Consider the following 24831-nt stretch of genomic DNA (forward strand, 5'->3'; position numbering starts at 1 on the left):
GGGGTCCCCGGCGCAATGCTCCCCGTGCGGCTCGGGGCACCGTCGTTCGCGGTGCCCTGCCGATCTGAACCGGCGATGAATCAGAACACGTTGTTGGAGGCGGTCTGCGACGTCGTGACCGTGTTCTTCAGATGGTCCTGGAAGGCCGAGCCGTTGCCGAACAGGTTGTTGACTTCCTGCATTTGCTGGTTGCTCTGGTTGATCGTCGTGGTCTTGTCGAAGTCGATCTTCACCGGGTGATAGATCGAGGTGTACGGGGCGAAGAGGCCCAGGCCACCGGATACGGCGCTCATCTTCTTGGCGTCGAGGGTTTCGGTCGAGGACAGGTCTTGGATGGTCAGCGTGGTCATTTCAGTTCTCCTAGAGAGGAAGGGGTAAGGCTTGGTTGGGTTGAGCATCGGGTTGGTGTCGCGCTCGGTTGTCATATCGCAGCAAGCGTGCCAGCCCGTGCCAGAAGGCAGAAAAAAACCCGCCAGGGCTGGCGGGTCAAGGGTTGGCGGAGCATCGCGTCACATGGGATGGGGTGCGGCCGGGCCCCGGCCTGTTGGTGGCGGCACAACGCCTGCGGGCAAACTGTCTGGCCGCTGCCAACATCGCCGATAAAAAAGGCGCGCATCGCTGCGCGCCGCGTGGAGCAGGCGTTCCGCCCGCCTACTTCACATAGATCGTGATCTTCTTCGAGTACACCGGCGGATTGGTCGGGATGTGCTTTTCGTCGCCCATCAGCAGTTGCAGCGTGTGCTTGCCAGGCGCCAGTTCCACCGTGGTCTCGGTCTCGCCCGCGCCGAAGTGCAGGTGGTTGCGGTCGTTGGGAATTTCCTTGTCCATCGGCGGCAGGTCCACATCGATCAGCAGATGGTGGTGCCCGGTGTTCGGGAACCTGACATCCTTGGGCGCCACGCCCATGTTGCGCAGCCCGAACCAGACCTTGACCGGCTTGCCGGCCGGCAGGGTCTGGTTGTTGTTGGGATAGCCGATATAGAGATAGGCGTTCTTCGGCGCCGGCGTGGGGCCGCTGGCCGGGGCGGCCGTGGCCCCACCATGCGCGGCACGCCCGGCCGTGGCGGCGGGCGCCGAGGCGTCTGCGGCCAGGGCGCTGCCTGCCCACAGACAGCCGGCGGCAAGAACGATCACTGCGGCGACTGGCTTCGTCATGGCTTCCCTCCCCTGCACGGCGATCATCGGCGAATGTGCGCTACCGCACGGTGATCGTGATCTTCTTCGAATAAATCGGCGGATCGAACGGCACATGCTTGCTGTCGCCCAGCAGCAGCTGCAGCGTGTGCTTGCCCGGCGGCAGTTCGATGCGCGCGTCGGTCTCGCCCGCGCCGAAGTGCAGGTGGTTGCGGTCGTTGGGAATTTCCTTGTCCATCGGCGGCAGCTCGGTGTCGATCAGCAGGTGATGGTGGCCGCAGTTGGGGCGCTCGATGCCCTTCGGGCAGACGCCCATGCCTTTCAGGCCCATGCGGACCCAGAGCTTGCCGCCTTCGATAACGGTGCCGTCGCTTGGCCAGATGATGTACGTCTCTGCGTTCTTCGGGGCGGGGGTGAGCGGCGTGGCGAGGGTGGCGTAGACGGCCAGTCCCGTGGCAAGCACGGTGGCCGCGAGCACGCGGAGCGGGGATCGACTGGACATACGCGGCTCCTCCCGGAGATCTGTCCGCTTCACACGGTGCCCTCACGGGAACACCGGCGAGGCGAGCGGGCAGCGGATCTTGATTGGTGTTGTGGCGGCAGTGCGCTCGGCGATGTGTCCTCAAGCGTAGGTCGGAAGATCGGAAAAAGCGAACGGAAGCGAACCGGGCGGCCCGGCACGGCGACCTTTCGCGCCACACCTGCTGTGCTATCTTGAAACGAGCCGGAATTGCGTCACGGCAACTTCACACCGCGCGCTGCGCAGCACCCACGGGGCCTGGATATGTGGCGGAAAACTCTTGTCGTGTCATGGATTGGCAGTGCGTTGTTGGGTGGTGGCGCGCTCTGCGGCGCGACCTCCGTCGCCCTCGGCGTGGCGGGTGCGATGTTCGCCACGTCGGCCAGTGCCGGCATCCTGCCGAAGAACAGTGACGAGCAGTACGAACTGTCGTTCTGGGACTCCATCAAGAACAGCAACTACGCGAGCGACTACGAGGCGTACCTGAAGCAATACCCGAACGGGCGATTCGCGGCGCTCGCCAAGTCACGCATCGAGCGCATCAAGGCCACCGCTCCGGCCCAGCCCGCCAAGCCCGAGCCGAAGGTGGAAGCCAAGCCGGCCCCGGCGCCGACACCCGCCCCACCGCCTGCTGCCCGCACCCCGACCACGCCCCCCACGCCCGCCACACCCGCCACACCCACCCCGCCACCCGCCGCCAACCAGCCGCGCTCGCGCAGTGGCGGGCCCATCGCGCAGGGCACCGTGACCTATGCGAACGAAGGCAAGGAAGGCGCCCCCGCCCCAGCCTCTGCGCCGGCCAGGCCGGCCGAAGCCAAGGGCGGCGAGATCCGCGACTGCCCGGCCTGCCCGGTACTCGTCAGCGTGAGCCCGGGCGGCTTCACCATGGGCAGCAGCACCAGCGACCCCGCCGAGCGCCCGCCGCACCGCGTGACCATCAGCCAGCCGTTCGCCATCGGCAAGTTCGAGGTGACCGTCGAACAATGGAATGCCTGCGCCGATGCCAACGCCTGCCCGCGCATTACCACCAATCCTGCCGAGGCGAAGGCCGCCCCGGTACGCGACGTCAGCTGGGATGACACCCAGCAATACCTCGCCTGGCTCACCAAGACCACCGGCAAGACCTACCGGCTGCCCTCCGAGGCCGAATGGGAGTACGCGGCGCGCGGCGGCACCAGCTCCGCCTACTGGTGGGGCGACCAGATGCGCAAGGGCAACGCCAACTGCAAGGACTGCGGCGAGCCTTGGAGCGATGCCGCGCCGGCCAACGTCGGCTCGTTCCCGGCCAATCCGTACGGCCTGCACGACATGAACGGCAGCGTCTGGGAATGGGTGGCCGACTGCTGGCACAGCTCTTACAAGAACGCACCCGTCGATGGCCGGGCCTGGGACGAAGCGGCCTGCACTGCGCGCGTGATCCGCGGCGGCTCCTGGCGGGAGGGGGCGACCTACATGGTGTCTTCCACGCGCTTCAAGTACAGCACCAGCGTGCGCCAGTCACAGAACGGCTTCCGCGTGGCGCGCGACATGAAGTAGCGGACTGGCGAAGACTAGCTCGAACTAGCGGGGGCTGGTCGAGATCTGCACGAGGTCCGCGCTGATGCGGTCCCGGCCGTACTTGCCGGCCATCTGCGCGAGGGGCTTGTCGAGCGCGCGCAGGTATTCCTGGCGGGTCTCGAACTCGGGCCGGCGCGACTCGAACAGCGGCGCCGGCGTGGTCAGCAGCACCACCAGTTCCGTGCCGAACGGCCGCGAGACCACCCACTCCCCCGCCTCCCCGATCGTGGCGCTGTAGCTGGCCGGCGCCTGGTGCCCCGGAATGCGCTTGCTGGGCACGAGGTGGGCCACCTTGCCGTCGACGACGAAGTAATCGACATAGACATAGGTCTCCTGCCCCGGCGTGGTCAGGTCCATGATCAGCGGCGTGCCCTCGGCCAGCTTGCTGCCGCCCCGGGTGCGCACCACGGCACCGCCAGGCTTGTGTCCGGACCAGTACGGCGCCACCAGGCGCACTACATCGCACTTGTCGGCGGCAAGCGGCTGGGCGTCGAATTTCAGCGATTTCACACCGGGGATGGCGTTCAACTGGTCGCGCAGCTTGCGCGTGGCGGTCTCCGCCACGTAGCCCTCCACGTGCAGCGTGCCGCCATCGACGGCAGCCGTGAGCAGCGAGCACGGCGCGGCGGCCAGCACGGGCGTGACGGCCTGCAACGTGAGCCTGGGGTCGGGGGCCTTCGGAGCTACCGGCGCCTCGGCCGCTTTCGGCGGCTCTGCGGCCGGGGCTGGCGGCTCGGCAGCGGCCGGCTCGGTGGTGCCGGCCTGGGTGGTCTCCGTCGATGCCTTCGGCGGGGCGCCCATGCGCCACACGTAGTAGCCCAGTCCCGCCACGAGCGCGGCGCCCGCCAGCACGCCGCCAATCGCCATCGGCACGCTCGACGTTGCGCGCGCCGGCTCGGCGCCCAGCCCTTCCAGGAAACGCTTCACGGTGGGCGTGCGCGTGGCACGGTCGAGCGAGAGCGCCTGGCGCAGCGTCTTCCACTGGTTGCGGCTGAGCACCTTCGGCGGCGTCGGCTTCATATGCGAGGCCCGCGCCTGGTTGGCCGACATCCGCTCGTACGGATGCTTGCCGGTCAGCAGTTCATACGTCACACAGGCCAGCGCGTAGATATCGTCACGCGGATCGGGCTCGCGGTGCTCGAACATCTCCGGGCTGGCGTAGGCCGGCGTCATGCCGCCCAGCGAGCCGGGATCGAACACGGTCTGGTCCGCGTCGTCAGTCGGCTGCTGGAATCCGCGGGCGATGCCGAAGTCGATCACCTTGACCTCGCCACGATCGGTCAGGAACACATTGGCCGGCTTGAAATCGCAATGCACGAAGCCGCGCTCGTGCGCATAGGCCAGCGCCCGGCCCATGCCGACAATGATCGGCAGCGCCTTGGCATACGGCAGGCCCGCGAAGTCCGGCGCGCGCAGCACGCGGTTGAGGGACTTCCCGGACAGATATTCCATGGTCAGGAAGACCGTCGGGCCGTCCCGGTCGAAGTCGTAGACGGTGACGATATTCCGGTGCGCCAGCGTCTGCGCCTTGCGCGCCTCGCGCTGCAATGCCATCAGGGACTTGGGGTGCCCGCTGAACTGGAGGTTCAGCACCTTGATGGCGATATAGGGCTTGCGGTCGGAGGCTTCTAGCTTGCGCAGGTCGAGCGCCTTGTAGACCGTGCCCATGCCGCCGATGCCCAGGCACTCCTCGAGCACGAAGCGGCCGTTGAGGGTATCGCCCACGCCCTTGCTGGCCCCGGCGGTGACATAGCCGCCAGTGTTGCCCGTACTGCCAGTGTTGCCGCTTTGCCCGCCGGAGGGAGTGGACGGCGACGTGGCTGAAGAGAATGACGATGGCGACGATGGCGAAGGCGGCTCGGGCGCCATGCGGGTTTCCTCGCCCAGCGGCTCGCGCATGGCATCCCCGATGATCGGGTCGAACTGCGTGGCCACGCGCGACTCGATGCGGCGCATCACCTCGGCATAGACGCCAGGCGGCAGCGGCGCGCGCGTGTGTTCTTCACTGAGCACGCGGGCGAGCTGGGTCGGCTGGGTCTGGTCGTCCTGGAGGGCCAGGTCGACTGACGCAAGGAACTCGTCACGCGAGAGGCCACCGCGCTGGAAGTTGCGTATCAGGTCGGTCAGGCTAGACATCAGATGCGATCCCGACGAGTGGTTGCGGACCGGCGATGCCGCTACGTCACGAACTATCGCCCACGATGGATACTAGTGCGCACTCTGTCCAATCGCAAACCCGGTACTGCCCGGGTCGTTGGCCCTGCGCCGACAGGCGCGGCCGATGTGTTGGCGGCAATCCACCACTCGCCTCCCCCTGCGGCACCGCGCGCTGGCGCCGTGCCGGCGCCGACCATCCCGCAACGCCTTGCCCTACGCGGCTTTTCAGGTTTTTTCGATGTTCCGGGCCTGCGCTGGCACGCTTGCTGCGATATGACAACCGAGCGCGACACCAACCCGATGCTCAACCACCACCAAGCTTCACCCTTCCTCTCTAGGAGAACTGAAATGACCACGCTGACCATCCAAGACCTGTCCTCGACCGCAACCCTCGACGCCAAGAAGATGAGCGCCGTTTCCGGCGGCCTCGGCCTCTTCGCCCCGTACACCTCGGTCTACAGCCCGTTCAAGCTGTCCATCGACAAGCACACCGAGATCAACCAGCAGAACCAGCAGATGCAAAGCGTGACGAGCGCGTTCGGCAACGGCTCGGCCTTCCAGGAACACATGAAGAACACCGTGACGACCTCGCAGACGGCCAGCAACAACGTGTACGGCGCGGTCTGAACCCAACGGTTCCGGATCAAGGAGTCCATCATGTCTTCGATCATCGTGCGCGACCTTGCCGCCAGCAAGGAACTCGACCGCAAATCACTGTGCGCCATCCGTGGCGGCAACAGCTGGCTCGCCAAGGCCGGCAACATGGGCCCGCTGGCCAACGTCAACATCAACATCAACCAAAGCGTGCAGCAGCTGCAGCAGGTGAACGTGGCTGCGTTCAACAACAACACGCTGGTCGGCGTGGACCTGGGCAACATCAAGCTCGGCGTCAACCCGTCGCAGTGGGGCGGCAACTGGGCGGCGGCCTGACCGCCCCCCCAGTGGCGGTGCCGCCACGGCGGCACCGCTGGCCTATACTGAATCGGGCCCGCGCCTGCCCCGGCGCCGCCCGGCCGGCCCCAAACAGACCGGCCATGGCCAGGCCCAAAAGCTGGAGAACGCCATGGCAGTGATCGTCATCAAGGATTTGACGGAGAACATGGACCTCGACCGCGAGGCCATGAGCGCCATCACGGGCGGTGCCCGCACCGGAGGCGGCCGCCACTGGCAGGCCCACCGCCGTGCGCAGGCGCGCCTGATCCAGTATCCGGAAGGCTTCCCGGGCAAGCCCGAGGCATCCGGACAGCATGCAGGGCAGGAACGGGTGACCGGCAAGCTGCCGCGCAAATAGGCGCGATACGCCCCGGCAAACAAAGCAGTACCGTCGCAGCAAAGAAAAGCCCGCCAGACAACTGGCGGGCTTTGGTTGCGGACGGGCCCGGACCACCTGGGTCAACGTCGCCGGCGAATTCCGGTCATTCCTGTGCCAAGCATGTTTTCCCATGGTTCCGCCCATGACGCGGACGTCCATCCGGACCACCCGGATAGTCGAAGAAAACCTGGCAGTGGCATCAATGACCGCAATGCCGGGGGCGAGCGGCAAGCTAACCTTGCCGAAGGCGAGTCATCGGGAACGATGGGTGTCCGCCCCATGCGGGCATGGATTGCTCGCGCTCTGAGTATAGGCAGGACGCCCCCGCTTTCAAGCGAGAAGCATTCGCAAGTGGCGCAGGAGGATTGCGACGATGCCGATGTGCGCGACACATCTCGTTACGTTTCGCACTGCAACAAAAATTTAATTGTTCTGCTATACTCCGCGCCGTGAGTTTCGCACTGTGAGTTTCGCAACACGCCCGGCAATCCGGCCATGGCGTACCCGCTACCTCCCAAGCTCTGCACCCCGCCTCTGTCCTCCAGATGTTCCGTGACAGGTGTTGGCCAGAACGCACCGCTCACCAGACGTCGCCTCGTCTCCGATCCTGATGAACAGCCTGTTTGCCTGCGCTGTTTGCCTGCCAGGGATTAGTAGCCGGTTTATTTAGAACCAGCCGCCCGCCCTGCCTGCCGCCGTGTTGCCAGCTGAGTCTGTCGAACGGCCTACCGATTGGCGCCGAAGCCTTTTTTAAGACTTTGCACTGCGCCCACCCCTTTGCGCATGACCGCGGGGGTGCCATGCATATTTAATAAGCACGACATGACCCAGCACGATTTCCGTGCGGAGCAATCTTTTGCCTCCGCCACCGACGCATCCGCCACGCCCGCCGACATCAGCCCGCTCGACAAGCTCGACGCCATGCTGACCGCCGGTGACGCTCCGGAGGCGTCCGCAGCACCCGCCCAGGCAGCCCCGGCCATCGACATCGCCGACAACGGCTTTGCCAAGCTCGGCCTGGACGCCGCCATCCTGCGCGCCCTCTCCGAACTGAACTACCTCACGCCGACGCCGGTGCAGGCGCAGGCCATTCCCCAGTTCCTGGCCGGCCGTGACCTGCTGGTCTCGAGCCAGACCGGCTCGGGCAAGACCGCCGCGTTCATGCTGCCCGCTATCCAGCGCATCAGCGAGAAGCCGGCCCCGACGAACCGTCCGCGCAGCGACGAACCCGTCAAGCGCATGAAGGGCAAGCGCCCCCGTCCGTCGCCGGCCCAGCCGTCGCTGCTGGTGCTCACGCCGACGCGTGAACTGGCCCTGCAGGTGACCGAGGCCGCCGCCAAGTACGGCCGCCATCTGCGCCGCATCGTCTGCGCCAGCATCCTGGGCGGCATGCCCTACCCGAAGCAGCTGGCCATGCTGTCGAAGATGCCGGACATCCTCGTGGCCACGCCGGGCCGCCTGCTCGATCACATCGACGCCGGCCGGATCGACCTGTCCGCACTCGACATGCTCGTGTTCGACGAAGCCGACCGCATGCTGGACATGGGCTTTGCCGATGACATCGACGCCATCGTCGCGGCCACGCCGGCCACGCGCCAGACGCTGATGTTCTCGGCCACGCTCGACGCCCGCATCGCCCAACTGGCCTCGCGCCAGCTGCGCGACCCGCAGCGCATCGAGATCGCTGCCGTGCGCGCCGACCAGAGCAACATCGAGCAGCGCCTGCACTTCACCGACGACATGTCGCACAAGGAGCGCCTGCTGGATCACCTGCTGCGCGATACCTCGCTCAAGCAAGCCATCGTCTTCACGGCGACCAAGCGCGATGCCGACTCGCTGGCCGAACGGCTTTCGGATACCGGCTTCTCGGCTGGCGCGCTGCACGGCGACATGACCCAGGGTGCGCGTAACCGCACGCTGACCGCCCTGCGCCGCGGCAACATCCGCGTGCTGGTGGCGACCGACGTGGCCGCGCGCGGCATCGACGTACCCGACATCACCCACGTGGTGAACTTCGACCTGCCCAAGCAGGCGGAAGACTACGTGCACCGTATCGGCCGTACCGGCCGTGCGGGTCGCTCGGGTATCGCGATCAACCTCGTGAACCATGGCGACATGTTCCAGTGGAAGCGCATCGAGCGCTTCACCAACCACCGCATCGACGCGTCGGTGATCGAAGGCCTCGAGCCGCGTCGCCAACCCAAGCCGCGTTCGAACTTCGGCGGCAAGCCGGGCGGCAGCGGCGGCGGCTACCGTGGTAACGGTGGCACCGGCGGCGGTTATCGCGGCGGCAACAGCGGCAGCGGCGGCGGCTACCGTGGCAATGGCGGCACCGGCGGCGAGCGCAGCTTCGGCGACCGCAAGTTCGGCGGCGGCGAGAGCCGTGGCTTTGGCGATCGCGGCGGCTTCGGCAACCGTGAAGGCTTTGGCAACCGCGAAGGCGCTGCCCCGCGCGACGGCAACCGTGGCTTCGGCGACCGTGGCCAGCCGCAACAGCGTCCGTTCGGCGGCGAGCAGCAACGCAGCTTCGGCGGCGAGCGCTCGTTCGGTGGCGAGCAGCGCGGCTTCGGTAACCGTGAAGGCTTCGGCAACCGCGAAGGCGGCAACCGTGGCGGCTTCGGCGGCAATCGCGAAGGCGGCCAGCGCGACGGCAACCGCAGCTTCGGCGATCGTGGCGGCTTCGGCGGCCAGCGCAGCGGCAACAGCAACGGCAACAGCCGCTCGCGTTACGAGCGTTGATCGGGTGACCGGATGACCGGTCGCTGCGATCCATGAAGAACGGCACCCCAGGGTGCCGTTTTTTATTGCCTGCGTGCGATGAAATCGACGTCGGGGCCTAGACCGCGCAGGACCGGAAGCCGACGAACGAGACGTCGTCCTCGGGCAGCAGCGCCATGCGCGCCCGGGTATGGCGCTGGCGCGCCGGGCTCGCGAACGAGACGCCGCGCACGGCCTGGTGCGTGCCGAAGCGGCCCACCAGTTCCAGATCGGCCGGCTGCGCCACGAAGCCCGCGTAGGGCTCGTAGGGCGTGGCCGTCCACTCGCGCAGCGCCCCCCATTGCAGGCCGCGATTCTGCGTGGCCGCCAGCTCCCACTCCACTTCCTGCGGCAGACGCCGGCCGGCCCAGACGCACCACGCCTGCGCCTCGAACAGCGTGACGTGACGCACTGGTTCGTCGGGGTTGAGCGTGCGCTCCGCGCCGAAGCGCGACACCATCCACGCCCGCGTCACCGCGTGGCGCGACCAGTAACGCGGCGCCGAGCGTTCCTGCGTCATCAGCCACTGCCGCCCCGCCGCCGACCACCACGAAGGGTGCTCGTAGCCGTGGTCTTCGACAAATTCCAGGAATTGCGCATTGGTGACCAGCGCGGCGTCCATGTCGAATGCAGGCACATAGGTCTGCTGGGCCGGCAGCTCGTCTGGGAGTGCGAGGCCGTCCGCGTCATGCCAGCCCTGCGTGAAGCGGCCGCCCGGGAAGTGCAGCGTGCCGTTATGCGAGACCGAGATCGACGGGCCCACGGCAGCCGGCTCGGCCGGCGCCATGCCCAGCGCCTGGAGCAGCGCGGCGATGGTCTCGCCCTGCGCATCCTCATGGAACAGCGCCCGGCGAAACGGATAGAGCGTGGCATCTTCGTCGTCGGGCAGCAGCGCGATGCGGCGCAGCAGGCCGTCCAGTACCTGCGTGGCGTACTGCTTCACGCGCGCGACATCGGGCAGCACGATTTCCCAGCGCTCGTCCGGGCCGATGCGGTCCGGGTCGAACCATTCGTCGGCGCCATCGAGCAGCGACGGCTCGCTAGCCACCGGCAGCCGCACCCCACCCCGCTCGAGGTGGCGCACGCCACGCAGGCACCACCATTCGGCATGCCAGGCAATGTGACCGAGTGTCCACAATGGCGGATTGCAGTCGTATTGACGCGTGACCATCCAACCCTTGCGGGTCTGGCCGAACGCCGCCAGCCACGCCAGCGTGCGGTTGCGCGACTCCACCAGCGCCTGCGCCAGCCCTTCGCGCGGCAGCCGGCGCGCGTCAGCCCACGTCGCCTTGCCGCCAGTGAAGTGAAGATCGGGAAGCATGGAGAAGCCGCTCATCGACAGATCCGTGACAGAAGGTGAAAGGGATGCCGGGGCCACCGGCTGCGCGCATTATGACACTGGCGCGTCGATGGCCCCTCCCCGGGCATTCAATCCCCTGCTTGGTCTGCGGCTTCTTCGGCAACCGCCGCCGCGACGGTCAGCCGCGCGCGTGGAACACCGCGAACCAGCCGTTCGGATCAGTCCAGCAAACCGGATCGGTGAAGCCGGCCGACTCGAGCAGGATCGAGAAGTCCTCCGGACGATACTTATAGGAATCCTCCGTATGGATCTGCTCCCCGGCCGCGAAGCGCCGCTCTCCATCGGCCCAGCGCACGGTCACGTCGCGCGTGGCTTGCAGATGCATCTGCACGCGCGAGGACCGGGCGTCGAAGCTGGCCGCATGGCGCCAGTCATCGAGCGCGAAGTCGCTGCCGACGATACGGTTCAGGTTGCGCAGCACGTTGCGGTTGAACGCGGCGGTCACGCCCAGGGCATCGTCATAGGCCGACACCAGCGTCGCAGAATCCTTGAACAGATCCACGCCGATCAGCACGCCGTCGCCGCGCCCGGCCGCCGCACGCAGGCGCTGGAGCAGCGCGAGCGCCTCGATCGGGGCGAAGTTGCCGATGCTGGAGCCCGGGTAGAAGAACAGCCGCCGGCCACGCCGGACGCCGCTGGGCAGGTCGAGCGGGCCGCAGAGGTCCGCGCCCAGCCCCAGCATCGGAATCTGCGGATTCTGCTGTTGCAGGCCGGTCAGCGTGCCGCGCAGGAACTCCACGGAAATATCGAGCGCCACGTACTGCGACGGCTGGAGGCTGGGGAACAGCCGCGCGGCCTTTTCGCAGTTGCCGGCGCCCAGGTCGATCAGCACGCAGCCGCTGCCGGCGCGCGCCGCAATGGCGGGCGCCGCGCTGGCAAAGATCGATGCCTCGGTGCGCGTGGGGTAGTACTCGGGGAGGTCGGTAATCGCCTCGAACAACCGGGAACCGAGCACATCGTAGAAGAACTTCGGACTGATGCTGGCCGGATGCCGGGTCAGGCCAGCGACGATCTCGGCGCGCAGTGCGCCGCTGTCCTCGTGGTACTGCTGGACGAATTCGGGCTGGAGCGCCGCGGCATGGCCATGGCCATTGACGATGGCCGGGGACGGCTCGGGGGCGAAGGTGGGGGCGTGGTGGTTGTGATTGGCTTTGGAGAGAGGTCGGGTTGGGTTCAGTGGTGTCGTAACAGCCGGCATGACGCTTCCTTGTTGTCGATGGGGCACTACGTGAATCCCTCAAAACCGCAATGGCTGGCGCCAGGCGACCGCCTTCGGAGTCCGCGCCTGTGCAGTCCGGCGCGCACCGGCCGAAGCCGATCCCAATAGGATAGGTGCATATCGATATGCGTGCAGGATGCTTTGCATCGACTTACATCCGCTGACAATGTCTACATCTCCACCCAAACGCCTCATGTTAGATACATTCAAATGGCATGTAGGCTGCGCAACATTTTTTCTCGCATTTCGCTTATAATCCCGCCCAGCGCGACCGCTGCGCAGAATCTGCGGACGCGCCCCTTCAAAGGGGAGTAGCTTGGGGGCCATTGCCCTTAGCACAATCGTCATTCCGAGACGCGACCCGTCTCCGGTTGTGCTGACCCTGGCGCGCATTCCGCGCCTGTGTGTCGAGCAAGACCTTTGCAACCTGGTTTCACGTTGCAAAGGCGTTTTCAACTCCCATGCTCCGTGATCTCAGGTGAACAAAAACCCTTGCGGGCCAAATTGGCCTGCAGCTATTCGTTCGTACCCGAGGAGAGTTCATGGAGTGGTTTACCGATTTGTTCACGATGCAGTTCCTGACGGCGCTGCTGTCCATCGTCGTCATTGACCTGGTGCTGGCCGGGGACAATGCCATCGTGATCGCCCTGGCGGCGCGCAACCTGCCGCCGCATCTGCAGAAGAAGGCCATTGTCTGGGGTACCGTCGGCGCCGTGGTGGTCCGTTCGGCCATGACCATCGGCGTGGTCTGGCTGCTCAAGATCCCTGGCCTGATGCTGGTAGGTGGCCTGGCGCTGGTCTGGATTGCCTACAAGCTGCTGGCCGCCGAGGAAGATGGCGACGAGCACGGCGGCGGCGCGACCACGCTGATGGGTGCGATGAAGACCATCATCATCGCGGATGCGGTGATGGGCGTGGACAACGTGCTGGCTGTGGCCGGCGCCGCGCACGGCAGCTTCCTGCTGGTGGTGCTGGGCCTGCTGATCAGCATCCCGATCGTGGTCTGGGGCTCGACGCTGGTGCTGAAGCTGATGTCGCGCTTCCCGGTCATCATCTACGTGGGCGCCGGCGTGCTGGCCTTCACGGCCGTGCACATGATCGTCAAGGAGCCGCTGATCAAGACGTTCTTCGAGACGCATTCGGTCGTGCAGCTTGGCCTCTATGTGCTGATCATCGGCGGCGTGCTCGGCGCGGGCTACCTGACGCAGAAGCGTCGCGTGCGCACGACTCCGGCCGAAAGCCACTGACATCAGTCAGACCCCGGCCCGCGGCAGCCCCCTGCCGCGGCGCAGCAGAAGACCGCCTCCGGGCGGTCTTCTGCTTTTCGGATTGCGGGTAAAATCCCCGCTTGGCGCCCCAAGGCGCCGACATCACTTTCTCCCCGCCCTCGCTTCCAAGCCGATGAAACAGTATCTCGACTTCATGCGCCATGTTTACGAGCATGGCACCGACAAGGCCGACCGCACCGGCACGGGCACCCGTTCGGTGTTCGGCTACCAGATGCGCTTCGACCTGAACGAGGGCTTCCCGGTGGTCACCACCAAGAAGCTGCACCTGAAGTCCATCATCCACGAACTGCTGTGGTTCCTCCAGGGCTCGACCAACATCGCCTACCTGAAGGAACACGGCGTGTCGATCTGGGACGAGTGGGCTGACCAGAATGGCGAACTCGGCCCGATCTACGGCTACCAGTGGCGCGCCTGGCCGACACCGGACGGCCGCCACGTGGACCAGATTGCCGACCTGATGCAGCAGATCCGCAACAACCCGGACTCGCGCCGCCTGATCGTCTCGGCCTGGAACGTGGGCGAAATCCCGCAGATGAAGCTGCCGCCCTGCCACGCGTTCTTCCAGTTCTACGTGGCCGATGGCAAGCTGTCCTGCCAGCTCTACCAGCGCAGCGCCGACATTTTCCTCGGCGTGCCGTTCAACATCGCCAGCTACGCGCTGCTGACGCACATGATCGCGCAGCAGGCCGGCCTGGCCGTGGGCGACTTCGTCTGGACCGGCGGCGACTGCCATATCTATAACAATCATTTCGAGCAGGTGGAAACCCAGCTCGCGCGCGCGCCGATGACGCTGCCGACGCTCCAGATCCTGCGCAAGCCGGACAGCATCTTCGACTACAAGTACGAGGATTTCGCGCTGGTGGGTTACGAATCGCACCCCGCGATCAAGGCGCCGGTGGCCGTATGACGCTGCTGACCCTGATCGTCGCCCGGGCGCGCAACGGCACCATCGGCCGTGACAACACGCTGCCGTGGCGCCTGCCGGAAGACCTCCAGCATTTCAAGCGCACGACGATGGGCGCGCCGGTCGTCATGGGCCGCAAGACGTGGGATTCCATCGGCCGGCCGCTGCCGGGGCGCCGTAATATCGTGGTGAGCCGCAACCGGGACCTGAAGCTGGAAGGCGCCGAGGTGGTGGCATCGCTCGAAGACGCCCAGCGGCTCTGCGTGGGCGTGGAGCAGGTCTTCCTGATTGGCGGCGCGCAGCTCTACGCCGAGGCGCTGCCCAGCGCGGACCGGCTGATCGTCACCGAGATCGACGCCGATGTGCCGGGCGACGCCTTCTTCCCGGCCGTGGACCGCACCCGCTGGATCGAACTGGCCCGCGAGACGCATCATTCCGAGGCCAACCAGTTCGACTACGCGTTCGTGACATACGAGCGGCCACCTTCCGGCGAAGAGTAAGCCGAGGCGGCATAAAAAAACGGCAGGGTTCAAACCCTGCCGTTTTTCATTGGGCGATGGCGCCCCAGCCTGTCAGTTCCCGGCGATCGTCATCTGTTCGATCAGGATCGAGCCGGTTTCCTTGGTGCCGCGCACCAGCGCATCCGAACCGATGGCCACGATCTGCTTGAACATCTCGACCATGCTGCCGGCAATCGTGATTTCTTCCACCGGATACTGGATTACGCCGTTTTCCACCCAGTAGCCCGACGCGCCGCGCGAGTAATCGCCCGTCACGTAGTTCACGCCCTGCCCCATCAGCTCCGTCACCAGCAGGCCGGTACCCATCTTCTTGAGCATGCCGGCGAAGTCGTCGCCCGGCTGGGTCTGGGTGCTGGTCAGCGTCAGGTTGTGCGAGCCGCCGGCGTTGCCGGTGGTCTTCATGCCCAGCTTGCGCGCCGAGTAGGTGGAGAGGAAATAGCCTTCCACCACGCCATCGCGCACCACGTCGCGCTCGCGCGTGCGCACGCCTTCCTCGTCGAACGGGGCGCTGCCCATCGCGCCCGGCACGTGCGGCCTTTCATGGATCTGGATGTCCGGGCCGAACACGGCCTTGCCGAGCGTGTCGTACAAAAACGTCGATTTACGATACAGCGCGCCACCGGACACGGCCTGGACGAACGCGCCGAGCAGGCCGGCGGCCAGCGGCGCCTCAAACAGCACCGGGCACTTGCGCGTGGTCAGCTTGCGGGCGTTCAGGCGGGCCAGCGCGCGCTCGGCGGCGTAGCGGCCGATGTCCTCGGGCGCGGCCAGCGTCAGCGGGGAGCGCTTGGACGAATACCAGTCGTCGCGCTGCATGCCCCCACCCGAGCCGGCGATGGGCGCGCACGAGATGAAATGGCGGGAATACGGGTAGCCGCCCGAGAAACCGCGCGAGGTGGCCAGCACGAATTGCGAATGCTGCGCGGAAACGCTCGCGCCGTCGCTGTTGCGGATTTTCGGCGAGACCGCGAACGCGGCCGCTTCGGCGCGACGGGCGATGTCGATGGCGCCCTCGGCGTCCACCGTCCACGGATGGAACAGGTCCAGGTCCTGCGGGTTCTTCTCGAGCAGGTCTTCCTCGGCCAGCCCGGCGCAGTCGTCCTCGGCAGTGAAGCGGGCGATGTTGTAGGCGGCCTCGGCCGTGGCGCGCAGCGCCGCCGGCGAGAAATCGGACGTGCTGGCGTTGCCGCGCCGCTGGCCGATCATCACCGTCACGCCAACCACCTTGTCGCGGTTCTGCTCGATCGTCTCCACCTGGCCCTTGCGCACCGTCACCGACAGGCCGCTGCCCTCCGAGATCTCGGTGGCGGCGTCGGTCGCCCCAAGCTCGCGTGCCACGCGCAGCACATCGGCCGCCATGGCCTTGAGCTGGTCCTGGGAATAGGTGAAATGCGAGGTTTTGTCGGCAATCTGGTCCATGCGGTGGTCCATGTGGGCAAGCGTGATCAAAAGTCCAAACGGGAATCATAGCAAGATAAAATGCCGGCTATGACGCGAAATACCCGTAGCCCCTCCAATTCCCGTTTCCCCGGCGGCTTTGCCCCCGAGCCGGACGACGACCTGCCCAAGAGCAAGTCGCAGCGCAAGCGCGACATGACCGCGCTGCAAGACCTGGGCGTCGAGCTCGAAGCCCTGGCCAAGGACCGCCTGGCGCGCGTGCCGATGCCCGAGTCGCTGGCCGATGCCATCCACGCCGCGCGCAAGATCAACAGCCACGAAGGCAAGCGCCGCCAGATGCAGTTCGTCGGCAAGGTCATGCGCGGGCTGGACGACGACGAAGTCGACGCCATCCGCGCCGCGCTGGAAGGCTTCAAGGGCACCAGCAAGGCCGAGACGGCCCGGCTGCACCTGATCGAACGCTGGCGCGAGCTGCTGCTGGCCGACGACGCGATGCTGACCAAGTTCCTTGGCGAGCACCCCAGCGTGGACGTGCAGGCCGTGCGCAACATCATCCGCAATGCCCGCAAGGAACGCGAAATGGGCAAGCCGCCCAAGTACTTCCGCGAGCTGTTCCAGGCCGTGAAGACCGCGCTGGAAGACAAGGATGCCGCCACGGGCGCCGCAGCCGACGCCACCACCCCGCCCGCACAGGAGCCCGAGGCATGACCCCTCCCCTGACCACCCCCCTCGGTTCCCCCGTATTGCGCAAGCATCCGGACGAACTGATCGTCGGTTTCGTGTCGATTTCTGACCGGGCGTCGTCCGGCACCTACCAGGACGAGGGCATCCCGGCCCTGCGCGACTGGTTCGGCCGCACCCTCACGTCACCGTGGCAAGGCGTGGAACGGCTGATTCCGGACGAGCAGGCGCTGATCTCGCGCACGCTGGTCGATCTGGTGGACGTGGCCGGCTGCGACCTCGTGCTGACCACGGGCGGCACCGGTCCGGCCCGGCGTGATGTGACGCCGGAGGCAACTCTGGCGGTCGGTACCAAGGAAATGCCGGGATTTGGGGAGCAGATGCGGCAGGTCAGCCTGCATTTTGTGCCGACGGCGATCCTGTCGCGCCAGGTGGCGGTGATCCGCGAGACGCCGAGCCGTGCCGCGCTGATCATCAACCTGCCGGGCCAGCCGCGCGCCATCCGGGAGACGCTGGAGGGTCTGCGCGATGCCGACGGCAAGTCCGTGGTCCAGGGCGTGTTCGCGGCGGTGCCGTACTGCATCGACCTGATCGGCGGCCCCTACGTGGAGACCGACGAAGCCGTGGTCAAGGCGTGGCGCCCGAAGCACGCCATCCGCGCGAAGTCCTGACTAGATATATAGAGGGAGGGCTACTTCAGGCCGAGGTAGAGCCCGATGGGCACGAACACCACGGCCGCGATGTTGCCCAGCAGCACGATGGAGGCCACCTGATCCGGCTCCTGCCGGAAATGGTCGGCCACCAGGAAATTGAGCACCGCTGGCGGCAGGGCCGCGAAGACAAACAGCAGCCCGCGCTGGAGGTCCGTCAGCGGCACCCACAGCGCCAGCGGCAGCGCCACCGCAATGCCCGCCAGCGGGCATACCGCCGCGCCGAGCAAGCCCATCCCCCAGTTCCGCAGGCTGACGTCCTTCATCCGCACGCCGAGCGCGAACAGCATCAGCGGCACGGTGGCATCGCCCAGCAGCTTGATCGACTCGAAGACCGGCTCCGGCAGCGTGAACCACGGCCGCGCCAGCGACAGCGCCACCCCGGCCACGGTCGCCAGCACCATCGGGTTACGGGCGATCTGCGTCAGCGAGGCATGCCGGTTGACGATCTTGAGCCCCAGCGTGAAGTGCATCAGGTTCGACGCCGCGAACAGCGCCACCGCCGGCGCCAGCCCGGCCGGGCCAAACGCGAAGACCGACAGCGGCAAACCCATGTTGCCGCTATTGTTGAACATCATCGGCGGCACGAAGGTACGCGGATCGGCCTTGATCAGCCGGGCCACGATCCACGCCAGGATGCCGGAGCCGATCACCACCGCCACCGCGCAACCGAGCAGCGACAACTGGTCCGCCAGCACGAAATCCTTGCTGACGAAGGCCGAGACCACCAGCAGCGGCGCGATCACGTCGAGCGTGGCGCGGTTGATGCCGGTCATGTCGGGGTGGGCGCGCCGGCCGTAGAGCCATCCGACCAGGATGATCAGGATGACCGGCGTGATGATCGAAACGATACGGGTGAACATGGCGGAGGGGGCGGCGTGGCCGGGGGCCCCTCCCGCCAGGCGGAAGGACGGACCGGCCCGCTGGGTTCTTGTTTTGCCTTAGGCGGCAGGGGCGGCAGGGGCGGCAGGGGCCGCCGGAGCAGCGGGCGTCGCCGGGGTGTCCGTGGGGGCCGGCGTGGACGCCTTGATAAAGTGCGTGCGGTAGTAGCGCAGCTCCTCCACCGACTCGAGGATATCGGCCAGCGCCGTGTGCAGCTGGCGCTTGGCAAAACCCTTGTGGATGGCCGGCTCCCAGCGCTTGCAGAGTTCCTTCAGCGTGGAGACATCGAGGTTCCGGTAGTGGAAGAACGATTCCAGCTTCGGCATGTAGCGGGCCATGAAGCGACGGTCCTGGCAGATCGAATTGCCGCACATCGGCGACTTGCCAGCCGGCACCCAGCGCTTCAGGAAGGCCAGCAACTCGGCTTCGGCCTGGGCCTCGGTGAGCGTGGACGCCTTGACCTTGTCGATCAGGCCCGAGCGGCCGTGCGTGCCCTTGTTCCAGTTGTCCATGCCGTCGAGCACGGCGTCGGCCTGATGGATCACCAGCACCGGGCCTTCGGCCAGGATATTGAGTTCGGAGTCGGTCACCACCACGGCAACCTCGATAATCCGGTCGGAATCCGGCTGCAGGCCGGTCATTTCCATATCCAACCAGATGAGGTTGTTTTCACTTTTGACGGAGGTGGCGGCTGGGCTTGTCATCTGGGTACGGCTCGATATTGGGGACAGGAAGAAAACCGGCCGGACAGGCGCCCGGCGCGAACAATTTATAATTCTCGCATATCCGCCACAATTGCCCGGTTGCGCACCCTCGCCGCCGGTCGGCAGTCTCACCGAGCGACTTTCGCGAAACTACTATGGCCTTGCCGATGTTCACGTTGATTTTCCTGGCCGCGCTGGTCGTCATGGTGCTGACCAAGCTCTGGCTGGCCGCGCGCCAGGTGCGCCATGTGGGCCGCCATCGCGGCGCCGTGCCGGCCCGCTTCGCCGACACCATCACGCTCTCCGCCCACCAGAAGGCCGCTGACTACACCATCGCCCGCACGCGCCTGTCGATGCTTGAGGTGCTGGCCGGCGCCGCCGTGCTGATCGGCTTCACCATGCTGGGCGGGCTGCATGCGCTGAATCACTTCTGGCTCGGCGTGTTCGACGGCGGCGGCTACCTGTACGGCGTGGCGCTGATTGCCAGCGTGGCGCTGATCGGCGGCCTGGTGGACCTGCCGTTTTCGCTATATGGCCAGTTCGGCATCGAGCAGCGCTTCGGCTTCAACAAGATGACCTTCGGCCTGTGGCTGCTCGACCTCGCCAAGATGACGCTGGTTGCCTGCGTGCTGGGCCTGCCGCTGCTGCTGGCCGTGCTGTGGCTGATGGAGCGCGCCGGCACCTACTGGTGGGTCTGGACCTGGCTGCTGTGGATGGCCTTCAGCCTGCTGCTCCAGGTGATCGTGCCCACCTTCATCGCCCCGCTCTTCAACAAGTTCGAACCGCTGGCCGACGAGGGCCTGCGCCAGCGCATCGAGGCGCTGCTGCGCAAGTGCGGCTTCGCCAGCAAGGGCCTGTTCGTGATGGATGGCAGCAAGCGCAGCGCGCACGGCAACGCCTACTTCACCGGCTTCGGCGCGGCCAAGCGCATCGTCTTCTTCGACACGCTGCTCTCCCGCCTGGACAGCGAGGAAGTGGAAGCCGTGCTGGCGCACGAGCTGGGGCACTTCAAGCGCCGCCACGTGGCCAAGATGATCGCGGTCACCTTTGCGCTCTCGCTGGTGTTCCTGGCGCTGCTGGGCTGGCTGTCCACACGGGCGTGGTTCTACACGGGGCTGGGCGTGCTGCCGAACTTCGGCACCAGCAACCACGCCCTGGCGCTGGTGCTGTTCTTCCTGACGCTGCCAGTGTTCACCTTCGTGCTGGGGCCGCTGGCCAGCCAGTCGTCGCGCAAGCACGAGTTCGAGGCTGACGAGTTCGCCGCCCATCAGACCGATGCCGGCCACCTGGTCTCCGCGCTGGTCAAGCTGTACAAGGACAACGCATCCACGCTGACGCCCGACCCCATCTATAGCGCGTTCTACTATTCGCACCCGCCCGCGGCGCAGCGGATCGACCGCCTGCTGGCGCACGCATGAACCGTCACGCGCGCCATCACAACGCCGGCAAGGGCACCGGCGAAGCCTCCCAGACCGCACTGATCATCGCCGCCCATGGCCGCCACTATGTGGTGGAGCTGGGCGACGGATCGCGGCTCCATGCCTTCCCGCGCGGCAAGAAGAGCGATTGCGCCGTGGGCGACCACGTGGCCGTGGACATGGCGGCGGCGGACCAGTGCGTGATCACCGCCGTCTCGCCGCGCAAGAACCTGCTGCATCGCTCGGACCAGTTCAAATCCAAGCTGCTGGCCGCCAATATCGACCAGGTGGTCATCGTGCTGGCCACGGAGCCGAGCTTTTCCGAGGATCTGCTTGGCCGCGCGCTGGTGTCGGCGGAGGCGCTGGAGATTCGTCCCCTCGTCATCCTGAACAAGACCGACCTGACCGCGCGGCTCGACGATGCGCGGCGTCGCCTGAAGCTCTATCAGGACCTGGGCTACGACACGCTGGAGCTATCCGTCCACGGTCGCCCGGAAGAGGCGTTGGCCGCACTCCAGCCGCGCACAGCCGGGGTGTCGAGCATCCTGATCGGCCAGTCTGGCATGGGCAAATCGTCGCTGCTGAACCTGCTGATCCCGGGCGTGGAGGCGCAGACGCGCGAAATCTCGGCCAAGCTCGATTCCGGCAAGCACACCACCACGTTCACCCGGCTCTATCACCTGCCGGCGGACTGGGGCACGGTCGAGGGCCGACCCGGCTACCTGATCGACTCCCCGGGCTTCCAGGAATTCGGCCTCCACCACCTCAGCGAAGGCATGCTGGAGCGCGCGTTCCGCGAGTTCCGGCCCAAGCTGACCGAATGCCGGTTCTATAACTGCCATCACATCAACGAGCCCGGCTGCGGCGTGCTGTCGGCCATCGACGGCGGTGAGATCTCCGAGCGCCGCCATCAGCTCTACACGCAGCTGCTGCACGAGTCCCGGCAGCAGAAGCCGTGGTAACCGTGGAATAGTGGAATAGCCTGATGAAGCTGCTATTGCGGTCCACATCGCTGGTTCATGCCGCGCACTGCGAGAACGTGCTGCGGGCGGCGGGCATTCGCGCCGAGGTCCGCAACACATGGCTGGGCGGTGCGGCCGGGGACATCCCGTTCCAGGAGAGCGCGCCGCAGGTGTGGATTCTCGACGATGCGGCCGAAGCCGACGCCTGGGCGGTGCTCAACGCCGCCGCCAACCCGCCGCCGGGGCCACGCTGGCAATGCGCGGGCTGCGCGGAATGGCACGAGGCGCAGTTCGCATCGTGCTGGCGCTGCGGGGCCCATCGGGATTGAGCAAGGGGAATGAAAAAACGCCACGGTCGTGGCGTTTTTTGTTGGGGGAAGCCGGCGGGGTCAGCCCACCCAGAGCGCCAGCGACACCATCGCCAGCAGCAGCATCCACAGGATGACCGCGCGCCAGACCAGTCCCACCGCCGACTGCAGCGTGCGCACGCCGGGGTCGGCGCCGTACTCGGGCGGCACCGGCTCGGCGGTGTCTTCCATGCCCGGCGCGTAGTCCACGCCAGCCAGGCTCGTGCGCAGCATCACGCTGGAGTCGTCCTCGGCCAGCGGCGCGCCAAGCCGCACGCCAAGCGCCCCGCCGCCGCTGGCGAGCAGGATGCCGTTGATCGCATCATTCCATTTGCGCGCGTGGTTGCGCCACGCGTACACGGCATCCTCGAAATTGCCGACGATGGCAAACCCGATCGCCGTCAGGCGCGAAGGCACCCAGTCCAGCACATAGAACGCCTGCGAGGCAAAGCGCCCCAGTGCCGGGCTGCGCTCGTTCGACGGCAGGTTCCACTGCCGGCTCAGGAACTCGGCGGTGCGGTACAGCACGACGCCGCCCGGGCCAATCGGCACCAGGAACCAGAAGAACACCCCAAATACATGACGATGGACAGCGATGATGGCCGCCTCCAGCGTGTGACGCACGATCTCGCTGACCGGCATGTCGACGGTATCCAGCCCGGTCCACTCGTGCAGCAGCGTGCGCGCGGTGTGCGGGTCGTCGCGGTTCAGCGCCTCGTGGATATCGGTGAAGAAATGGCTGAACTGGCGGAAGCCCAGGGTCAGATACAGCAGCAGGACGTTCCAGGCCAGCGTCAGCGCCACGCTGATCGACGCCAGCAGGTAGTGAACCAGCACGGCGGCTACCGTGAGCGGCAGCACCACGGTCAGCCAGGCCAGCGCGGCGTCGCGTGGGCGGCCCGTGTCGAAGGCGTGTTCGGCCCGCTCGCCCAATACGCGCACGATGTCGTAAATGGGGTTATTCCGGCCCAAGGCTCGGAACTGTTCGGCGATCAGCGCCAGAAGAATGGAAACAAAGGTCATCGCGTGACGGTGGCGACGGACGTTGGCGCGACGGCGAAGTGCCGGTCCGGTCGCATTGCGGTATAGCCAGACGATAGCATAGCGTCACGCCGCACCGTCAATGGGAAAGACCTGTAAGCAGGTGTTAAAGGCCAGATGGAAAACGCCCGCCGGGGGCACCGGCGGGCGGATGGCTACGGACTAATGTCGCGTTCAGGGCAGGTCGAAGACCAGCACTTCGGCCCCACTGCCTTGGGCCAGCGTGATGGCCTCGACCGCTTCGAGCTTCGCGGCATCGCCGGCCCCGAGCACCTGCCCGTTGACCGAGATCGCACCACGCGCCACATGTACATAGGCACGGCGACCCGGGGCGATGGCCAGCGTGGCGGCCTCGTCCCCATCGAACAACCCGGCGTAGAGCCGCGCGTCCTGATGGATCACCACCGAGCCTTCAGCACCATCCGGGCTGACGACGAGGCGCAGCTTGCCGCGCTTTTCCTCGGCCGGGAAATTGCGTTCCTCGTAGCCCGGCTCGATGCCGTTCTGGGCGGGGATGATCCAGATCTGCAGGAAGTGCGTGGTGTCGTGCGCGGCATGGTTGTATTCCGAGTGCCGCACGCCGGTACCGGCGCTCATCCGCTGCACATCGCCCGGACGGATCACGCTGCCATTGCCGATGCTGTCCTTGTGCGCAAGTTCACCATCAAGCACATAGCTGATGATTTCCATGTCCCGGTGGCCGTGCGTGCCAAAGCCCATGCCCGGCGCCACGCGATCCTCATTGATCACACGCAGCGGCCCGAACTGAACATGGCGCGGGTCGTAGTAATCTGCGAAGGAGAAGCTGTGATAAGACTTGAGCCAGCCATGGTCCGCATAACCGCGTTCGTCTGACTTACGGATTTCAATCATTTTGATGGCCCTCCTTGTGGCCTCCGAGATTCCCAAAATCGCCTGTCACTATCGGACTGGCTTGGGTCAGCGGCGTTTCGATGCTAGGCAGTTTAGGGGAGTCGGCGTATATTGGCGGGCACCCGGTTAGAAGAATTCATTCAGATTTTCTGAACATGCCCCTCTCCCTCGAATCCCTCGAAGTCCTGGACGCCATCGAGCGCAAGGGCAGCTTTGCCGCTGCCGCCCACGAAATGGGCAAGGTGCCCTCCGCACTGACCTATGTGGTCCGCAAGCTGGAGGAGGATCTGGACGTCCTGCTGTTCGACCGCCGCCGTCACCGCGCCGAGCTGACCCCGGCCGGCCGCGCCCTGCTGGACGAAGGCCGCCACCTGCTCCATGCCGCCGATGACCTCGCGCGGCGCGTCAAGCGCCTCGCCACGGGCTGGGAAGCCAACCTCAGCATCGCCCTGGACGACCTCGTCAACTTTCGCGCGCTGCTGCCGGTGATCCAGGATTTCTATGCCGAGAACACCGCCACGCGGCTGCGCTTTTCGAAGGAAGTGCTAGGCGGCGCCTGGGATGCGCTGGTCAGCAATCGGGTCGATCTGGTCATTGGCGGGGCCTATGAGGCGCCCAGCACGCAGGGTTTCCAGGTGCGGCCGCTCGGGTCGGTGCCGTTCGTGTTCGCGGTGGCCTCGCACCATCCGCTGGCCACCGAGGAAGGGCCGCTGACGACGATGCAGATCGCCAAGCACCGCATCGTGGCGGTAGGCGATACCTCGCGCAACCTGCCGGCGCGTACGCACGGCGTGCTGGCAGGGCAGGACGTCCTGGTGGTGCCAACCATGCGCGACAAGCTGGAGGCGCAGATCCGTGGCCTGGGCTGCGGCTGGCTGCCGGCCCCGATGGCTGCGCCCCATATCGAGAGCGGCGTGCTGCTGGCCCGCGAGACCGTGGAAGTGCGCGCGCCGGGCAATTTCAAGGTGGCATGGCGCACCAGCTCGCGCGGCAAGGCGCTGCAATGGTGGACCAGCAAGCTTGAAGACCCCCGCCTTGCGCAGGCACTGATGCAGCAGCCGCTAGCCAGCCAGCCGGCCTGAGGG

The 24831-nt window shown here is 66.5% G+C and carries 25 protein-coding genes; 14 read left to right on the forward strand and 11 right to left on the reverse strand.

The window, feature by feature from the left end; genetic code table 11:
* Nucleotides 1–80: 80 nt before the first annotated feature.
* The 3 genes from SB751_RS26870 to SB751_RS26880 form a co-directional block, all read right to left on the reverse strand.
* A complete protein-coding gene (locus SB751_RS26870) occupies nt 81–350 on the reverse strand; it encodes a hypothetical protein (RefSeq protein WP_144199631.1) in 270 nt (89 codons plus the stop codon).
* A gap of 301 nt (nt 351–651) precedes the next feature.
* A complete protein-coding gene (locus SB751_RS26875) occupies nt 652–1155 on the reverse strand; it encodes a DUF4399 domain-containing protein (RefSeq protein WP_144199633.1) in 504 nt (167 codons plus the stop codon).
* A 40-nt stretch (nt 1156–1195) separates the two neighbouring features.
* Nucleotides 1196–1636, reverse strand: a complete 441-nt coding sequence (locus SB751_RS26880) for a DUF4399 domain-containing protein (RefSeq protein WP_144199635.1) — start codon at nt 1634–1636, stop codon at nt 1196–1198.
* Nucleotides 1637–2020: 384 nt separating this feature from the next.
* On the opposite strand from SB751_RS26880, the gene SB751_RS26885 reads away from it, so the two are divergent.
* Nucleotides 2021–3190: a formylglycine-generating enzyme family protein gene (locus SB751_RS26885; protein ID WP_409558943.1), complete on the forward strand. Its 1170-nt coding sequence runs from the start codon at nt 2021–2023 to the stop codon at nt 3188–3190.
* Nucleotides 3191–3214: 24 nt separating this feature from the next.
* Here SB751_RS26885 and SB751_RS26890 read toward each other — a convergent pair whose 3' ends face one another.
* Nucleotides 3215–5347 (reverse strand): serine/threonine protein kinase, encoded by a 2133-nt coding sequence (locus SB751_RS26890; RefSeq protein WP_250024688.1) that lies wholly within the window; start codon nt 5345–5347, stop codon nt 3215–3217.
* A gap of 369 nt (nt 5348–5716) precedes the next feature.
* Between SB751_RS26890 and SB751_RS26895 the strand changes: the two genes are divergently transcribed.
* The 4 genes from SB751_RS26895 to SB751_RS26910 all read left to right on the forward strand — a co-directional run bounded on the left by SB751_RS26895 (nt 5717) and on the right by SB751_RS26910 (nt 9419).
* The gene (locus SB751_RS26895) at nt 5717–5995 is read left to right on the forward strand and encodes a hypothetical protein (RefSeq protein ID WP_144199641.1); all 279 of its coding nucleotides are present in this window, start codon (nt 5717–5719) and stop codon (nt 5993–5995) included.
* Between the two features lie 30 nt (nt 5996–6025).
* The gene (locus tag SB751_RS26900; RefSeq protein WP_092290299.1) at nt 6026–6298 is read left to right on the forward strand and encodes a hypothetical protein; all 273 of its coding nucleotides are present in this window, start codon (nt 6026–6028) and stop codon (nt 6296–6298) included.
* Nucleotides 6299–6431: 133 nt separating this feature from the next.
* Entirely contained in the window at nt 6432–6659 is a 228-nt protein-coding gene (locus SB751_RS26905) for a hypothetical protein (protein WP_144199643.1), read from the forward strand.
* An 843-nt stretch (nt 6660–7502) separates the two neighbouring features.
* Entirely contained in the window at nt 7503–9419 is a 1917-nt protein-coding gene (locus tag SB751_RS26910) for a DEAD/DEAH box helicase (protein ID WP_211943406.1), read from the forward strand.
* A 97-nt stretch (nt 9420–9516) separates the two neighbouring features.
* Here the strand turns inward: SB751_RS26910 and SB751_RS26915 are convergent, their stop codons facing one another.
* Complete coding sequence (locus SB751_RS26915; RefSeq protein ID WP_144199647.1) at nt 9517–10773, reverse strand: SUMF1/EgtB/PvdO family nonheme iron enzyme; 1257 nt, start codon at nt 10771–10773, stop codon at nt 9517–9519.
* Between the two features lie 142 nt (nt 10774–10915).
* Nucleotides 10916–11995, reverse strand: a complete 1080-nt coding sequence (egtD, locus tag SB751_RS26920) for an L-histidine N(alpha)-methyltransferase (RefSeq protein WP_410748737.1) — start codon at nt 11993–11995, stop codon at nt 10916–10918.
* 563 nt (nt 11996–12558) lie between these two features.
* On the opposite strand from egtD, the gene SB751_RS26925 reads away from it, so the two are divergent.
* The 3 genes from SB751_RS26925 (at nt 12559) to SB751_RS26935 (ending at nt 14709) form a co-directional block, all read left to right on the forward strand.
* The gene (locus tag SB751_RS26925; protein ID WP_144199651.1) at nt 12559–13263 is read left to right on the forward strand and encodes a TerC family protein; all 705 of its coding nucleotides are present in this window, start codon (nt 12559–12561) and stop codon (nt 13261–13263) included.
* A gap of 154 nt (nt 13264–13417) precedes the next feature.
* A complete protein-coding gene (locus SB751_RS26930) occupies nt 13418–14212 on the forward strand; it encodes a thymidylate synthase (RefSeq protein ID WP_410748738.1) in 795 nt (264 codons plus the stop codon).
* Complete coding sequence (locus SB751_RS26935; RefSeq protein WP_144199655.1) at nt 14209–14709, forward strand: dihydrofolate reductase; 501 nt, start codon at nt 14209–14211, stop codon at nt 14707–14709. The genes SB751_RS26930 and SB751_RS26935 overlap by 4 nt, the downstream gene beginning before the upstream one ends.
* A gap of 72 nt (nt 14710–14781) precedes the next feature.
* Here the strand turns inward: SB751_RS26935 and pmbA are convergent, their stop codons facing one another.
* A complete protein-coding gene (gene pmbA / locus SB751_RS26940; protein ID WP_144199657.1) occupies nt 14782–16149 on the reverse strand; it encodes a metalloprotease PmbA in 1368 nt (455 codons plus the stop codon).
* A 69-nt stretch (nt 16150–16218) separates the two neighbouring features.
* On the opposite strand from pmbA, the gene yjgA reads away from it, so the two are divergent.
* Nucleotides 16219–16836: a ribosome biogenesis factor YjgA gene (gene yjgA / locus SB751_RS26945; RefSeq protein WP_280527759.1), complete on the forward strand. Its 618-nt coding sequence runs from the start codon at nt 16219–16221 to the stop codon at nt 16834–16836.
* Nucleotides 16833–17480 (forward strand): molybdopterin adenylyltransferase, encoded by a 648-nt coding sequence (mog, locus tag SB751_RS26950; protein WP_144199661.1) that lies wholly within the window; start codon nt 16833–16835, stop codon nt 17478–17480. Before yjgA ends, mog begins: the two co-directional genes overlap by 4 nt.
* A gap of 20 nt (nt 17481–17500) precedes the next feature.
* Here the strand turns inward: mog and SB751_RS26955 are convergent, their stop codons facing one another.
* Both SB751_RS26955 and orn read right to left on the reverse strand, forming a co-directional pair.
* Nucleotides 17501–18382, reverse strand: coding sequence for an AEC family transporter (locus SB751_RS26955; RefSeq protein ID WP_144199663.1), 882 nt, complete (start codon nt 18380–18382; stop codon nt 17501–17503).
* 78 nt (nt 18383–18460) lie between these two features.
* Nucleotides 18461–19105 carry an oligoribonuclease gene (gene orn / locus SB751_RS26960; RefSeq protein ID WP_144199665.1) on the reverse strand — a complete coding sequence of 215 codons (645 nt, stop codon included), beginning with the start codon at nt 19103–19105 and terminating at the stop codon, nt 18461–18463.
* 167 nt (nt 19106–19272) lie between these two features.
* Here orn and SB751_RS26965 point away from each other — a divergent pair, with 167 nt between their 5' ends.
* The 3 genes from SB751_RS26965 to SB751_RS26975 are packed head-to-tail and all read left to right on the forward strand — an operon-like array spanning nt 19273 to nt 21814.
* Nucleotides 19273–20523 (forward strand): M48 family metallopeptidase, encoded by a 1251-nt coding sequence (locus SB751_RS26965; RefSeq protein ID WP_313819133.1) that lies wholly within the window; start codon nt 19273–19275, stop codon nt 20521–20523.
* Nucleotides 20520–21485 (forward strand): ribosome small subunit-dependent GTPase A, encoded by a 966-nt coding sequence (rsgA, locus tag SB751_RS26970; RefSeq protein WP_144199669.1) that lies wholly within the window; start codon nt 20520–20522, stop codon nt 21483–21485. Before SB751_RS26965 ends, rsgA begins: the two co-directional genes overlap by 4 nt.
* 23 nt (nt 21486–21508) lie before the next feature.
* On the forward strand, nt 21509–21814 hold the full coding sequence (locus SB751_RS26975; protein WP_144199671.1) for a putative signal transducing protein: 306 nt from the start codon (nt 21509–21511) through the stop codon (nt 21812–21814).
* Between the two features lie 60 nt (nt 21815–21874).
* Here SB751_RS26975 and SB751_RS26980 read toward each other — a convergent pair whose 3' ends face one another.
* A complete protein-coding gene (locus SB751_RS26980) occupies nt 21875–22855 on the reverse strand; it encodes a CobD/CbiB family protein (protein WP_144199673.1) in 981 nt (326 codons plus the stop codon).
* A 192-nt stretch (nt 22856–23047) separates the two neighbouring features.
* Entirely contained in the window at nt 23048–23746 is a 699-nt protein-coding gene (locus SB751_RS26985; RefSeq protein WP_211943404.1) for a pirin family protein, read from the reverse strand.
* Nucleotides 23747–23901: 155 nt separating this feature from the next.
* On the opposite strand from SB751_RS26985, the gene SB751_RS26990 reads away from it, so the two are divergent.
* The gene (locus tag SB751_RS26990) at nt 23902–24828 is read left to right on the forward strand and encodes a LysR family transcriptional regulator (RefSeq protein WP_144199677.1); all 927 of its coding nucleotides are present in this window, start codon (nt 23902–23904) and stop codon (nt 24826–24828) included.
* Nucleotides 24829–24831: the final 3 nt, after the last annotated feature.

Origin of the sequence: Cupriavidus sp. SIMBA_020 (assembly GCF_046535395.1) — a bacterium.
GTDB lineage: Bacteria > Pseudomonadota > Gammaproteobacteria > Burkholderiales > Burkholderiaceae > Cupriavidus > Cupriavidus campinensis.

Coding starts and splice junctions, on each gene's coding strand:
- SB751_RS26870 (WP_144199631.1), bottom strand. CDS start 350: ATGACCACGCTGACCATCCAAGACCTGTCCTCGACCGAAACCCTCGAC.
- SB751_RS26875 (WP_144199633.1), bottom strand. CDS start 1,155: ATGACGAAGCCAGTCGCCGCAGTGATCGTTCTTGCCGCCGGCTGTCTG.
- SB751_RS26880 (WP_144199635.1), bottom strand. CDS start 1,636: ATGTCCAGTCGATCCCCGCTCCGCGTGCTCGCGGCCACCGTGCTTGCC.
- SB751_RS26885 (WP_409558943.1), top strand. CDS start 2,021: ATGTTCGCCACGTCGGCCAGTGCCGGCATCCTGCCGAAGAACAGTGAC.
- SB751_RS26890 (WP_250024688.1), bottom strand. CDS start 5,347: ATGTCTAGCCTGACCGACCTGATACGCAACTTCCAGCGCGGTGGCCTC.
- SB751_RS26895 (WP_144199641.1), top strand. CDS start 5,717: ATGACCACGCTGACCATCCAAGACCTGTCCTCGACCGCAACCCTCGAC.
- SB751_RS26900 (WP_092290299.1), top strand. CDS start 6,026: ATGTCTTCGATCATCGTGCGCGACCTTGCCGCCAGCAAGGAACTCGAC.
- SB751_RS26905 (WP_144199643.1), top strand. CDS start 6,432: ATGGCAGTGATCGTCATCAAGGATTTGACGGAGAACATGGACCTCGAC.
- SB751_RS26910 (WP_211943406.1), top strand. CDS start 7,503: ATGACCCAGCACGATTTCCGTGCGGAGCAATCTTTTGCCTCCGCCACC.
- SB751_RS26915 (WP_144199647.1), bottom strand. CDS start 10,773: ATGAGCGGCTTCTCCATGCTTCCCGATCTTCACTTCACTGGCGGCAAG.
- egtD (WP_410748737.1), bottom strand. CDS start 11,995: ATGCCGGCTGTTACGACACCACTGAACCCAACCCGACCTCTCTCCAAA.
- SB751_RS26925 (WP_144199651.1), top strand. CDS start 12,559: ATGGAGTGGTTTACCGATTTGTTCACGATGCAGTTCCTGACGGCGCTG.
- SB751_RS26930 (WP_410748738.1), top strand. CDS start 13,418: ATGAAACAGTATCTCGACTTCATGCGCCATGTTTACGAGCATGGCACC.
- SB751_RS26935 (WP_144199655.1), top strand. CDS start 14,209: ATGACGCTGCTGACCCTGATCGTCGCCCGGGCGCGCAACGGCACCATC.
- pmbA (WP_144199657.1), bottom strand. CDS start 16,149: ATGGACCAGATTGCCGACAAAACCTCGCATTTCACCTATTCCCAGGAC.
- yjgA (WP_280527759.1), top strand. CDS start 16,219: ATGACGCGAAATACCCGTAGCCCCTCCAATTCCCGTTTCCCCGGCGGC.
- mog (WP_144199661.1), top strand. CDS start 16,833: ATGACCCCTCCCCTGACCACCCCCCTCGGTTCCCCCGTATTGCGCAAG.
- SB751_RS26955 (WP_144199663.1), bottom strand. CDS start 18,382: ATGTTCACCCGTATCGTTTCGATCATCACGCCGGTCATCCTGATCATC.
- orn (WP_144199665.1), bottom strand. CDS start 19,105: ATGACAAGCCCAGCCGCCACCTCCGTCAAAAGTGAAAACAACCTCATC.
- SB751_RS26965 (WP_313819133.1), top strand. CDS start 19,273: ATGTTCACGTTGATTTTCCTGGCCGCGCTGGTCGTCATGGTGCTGACC.
- rsgA (WP_144199669.1), top strand. CDS start 20,520: ATGAACCGTCACGCGCGCCATCACAACGCCGGCAAGGGCACCGGCGAA.
- SB751_RS26975 (WP_144199671.1), top strand. CDS start 21,509: ATGAAGCTGCTATTGCGGTCCACATCGCTGGTTCATGCCGCGCACTGC.
- SB751_RS26980 (WP_144199673.1), bottom strand. CDS start 22,855: ATGACCTTTGTTTCCATTCTTCTGGCGCTGATCGCCGAACAGTTCCGA.
- SB751_RS26985 (WP_211943404.1), bottom strand. CDS start 23,746: ATGATTGAAATCCGTAAGTCAGACGAACGCGGTTATGCGGACCATGGC.
- SB751_RS26990 (WP_144199677.1), top strand. CDS start 23,902: ATGCCCCTCTCCCTCGAATCCCTCGAAGTCCTGGACGCCATCGAGCGC.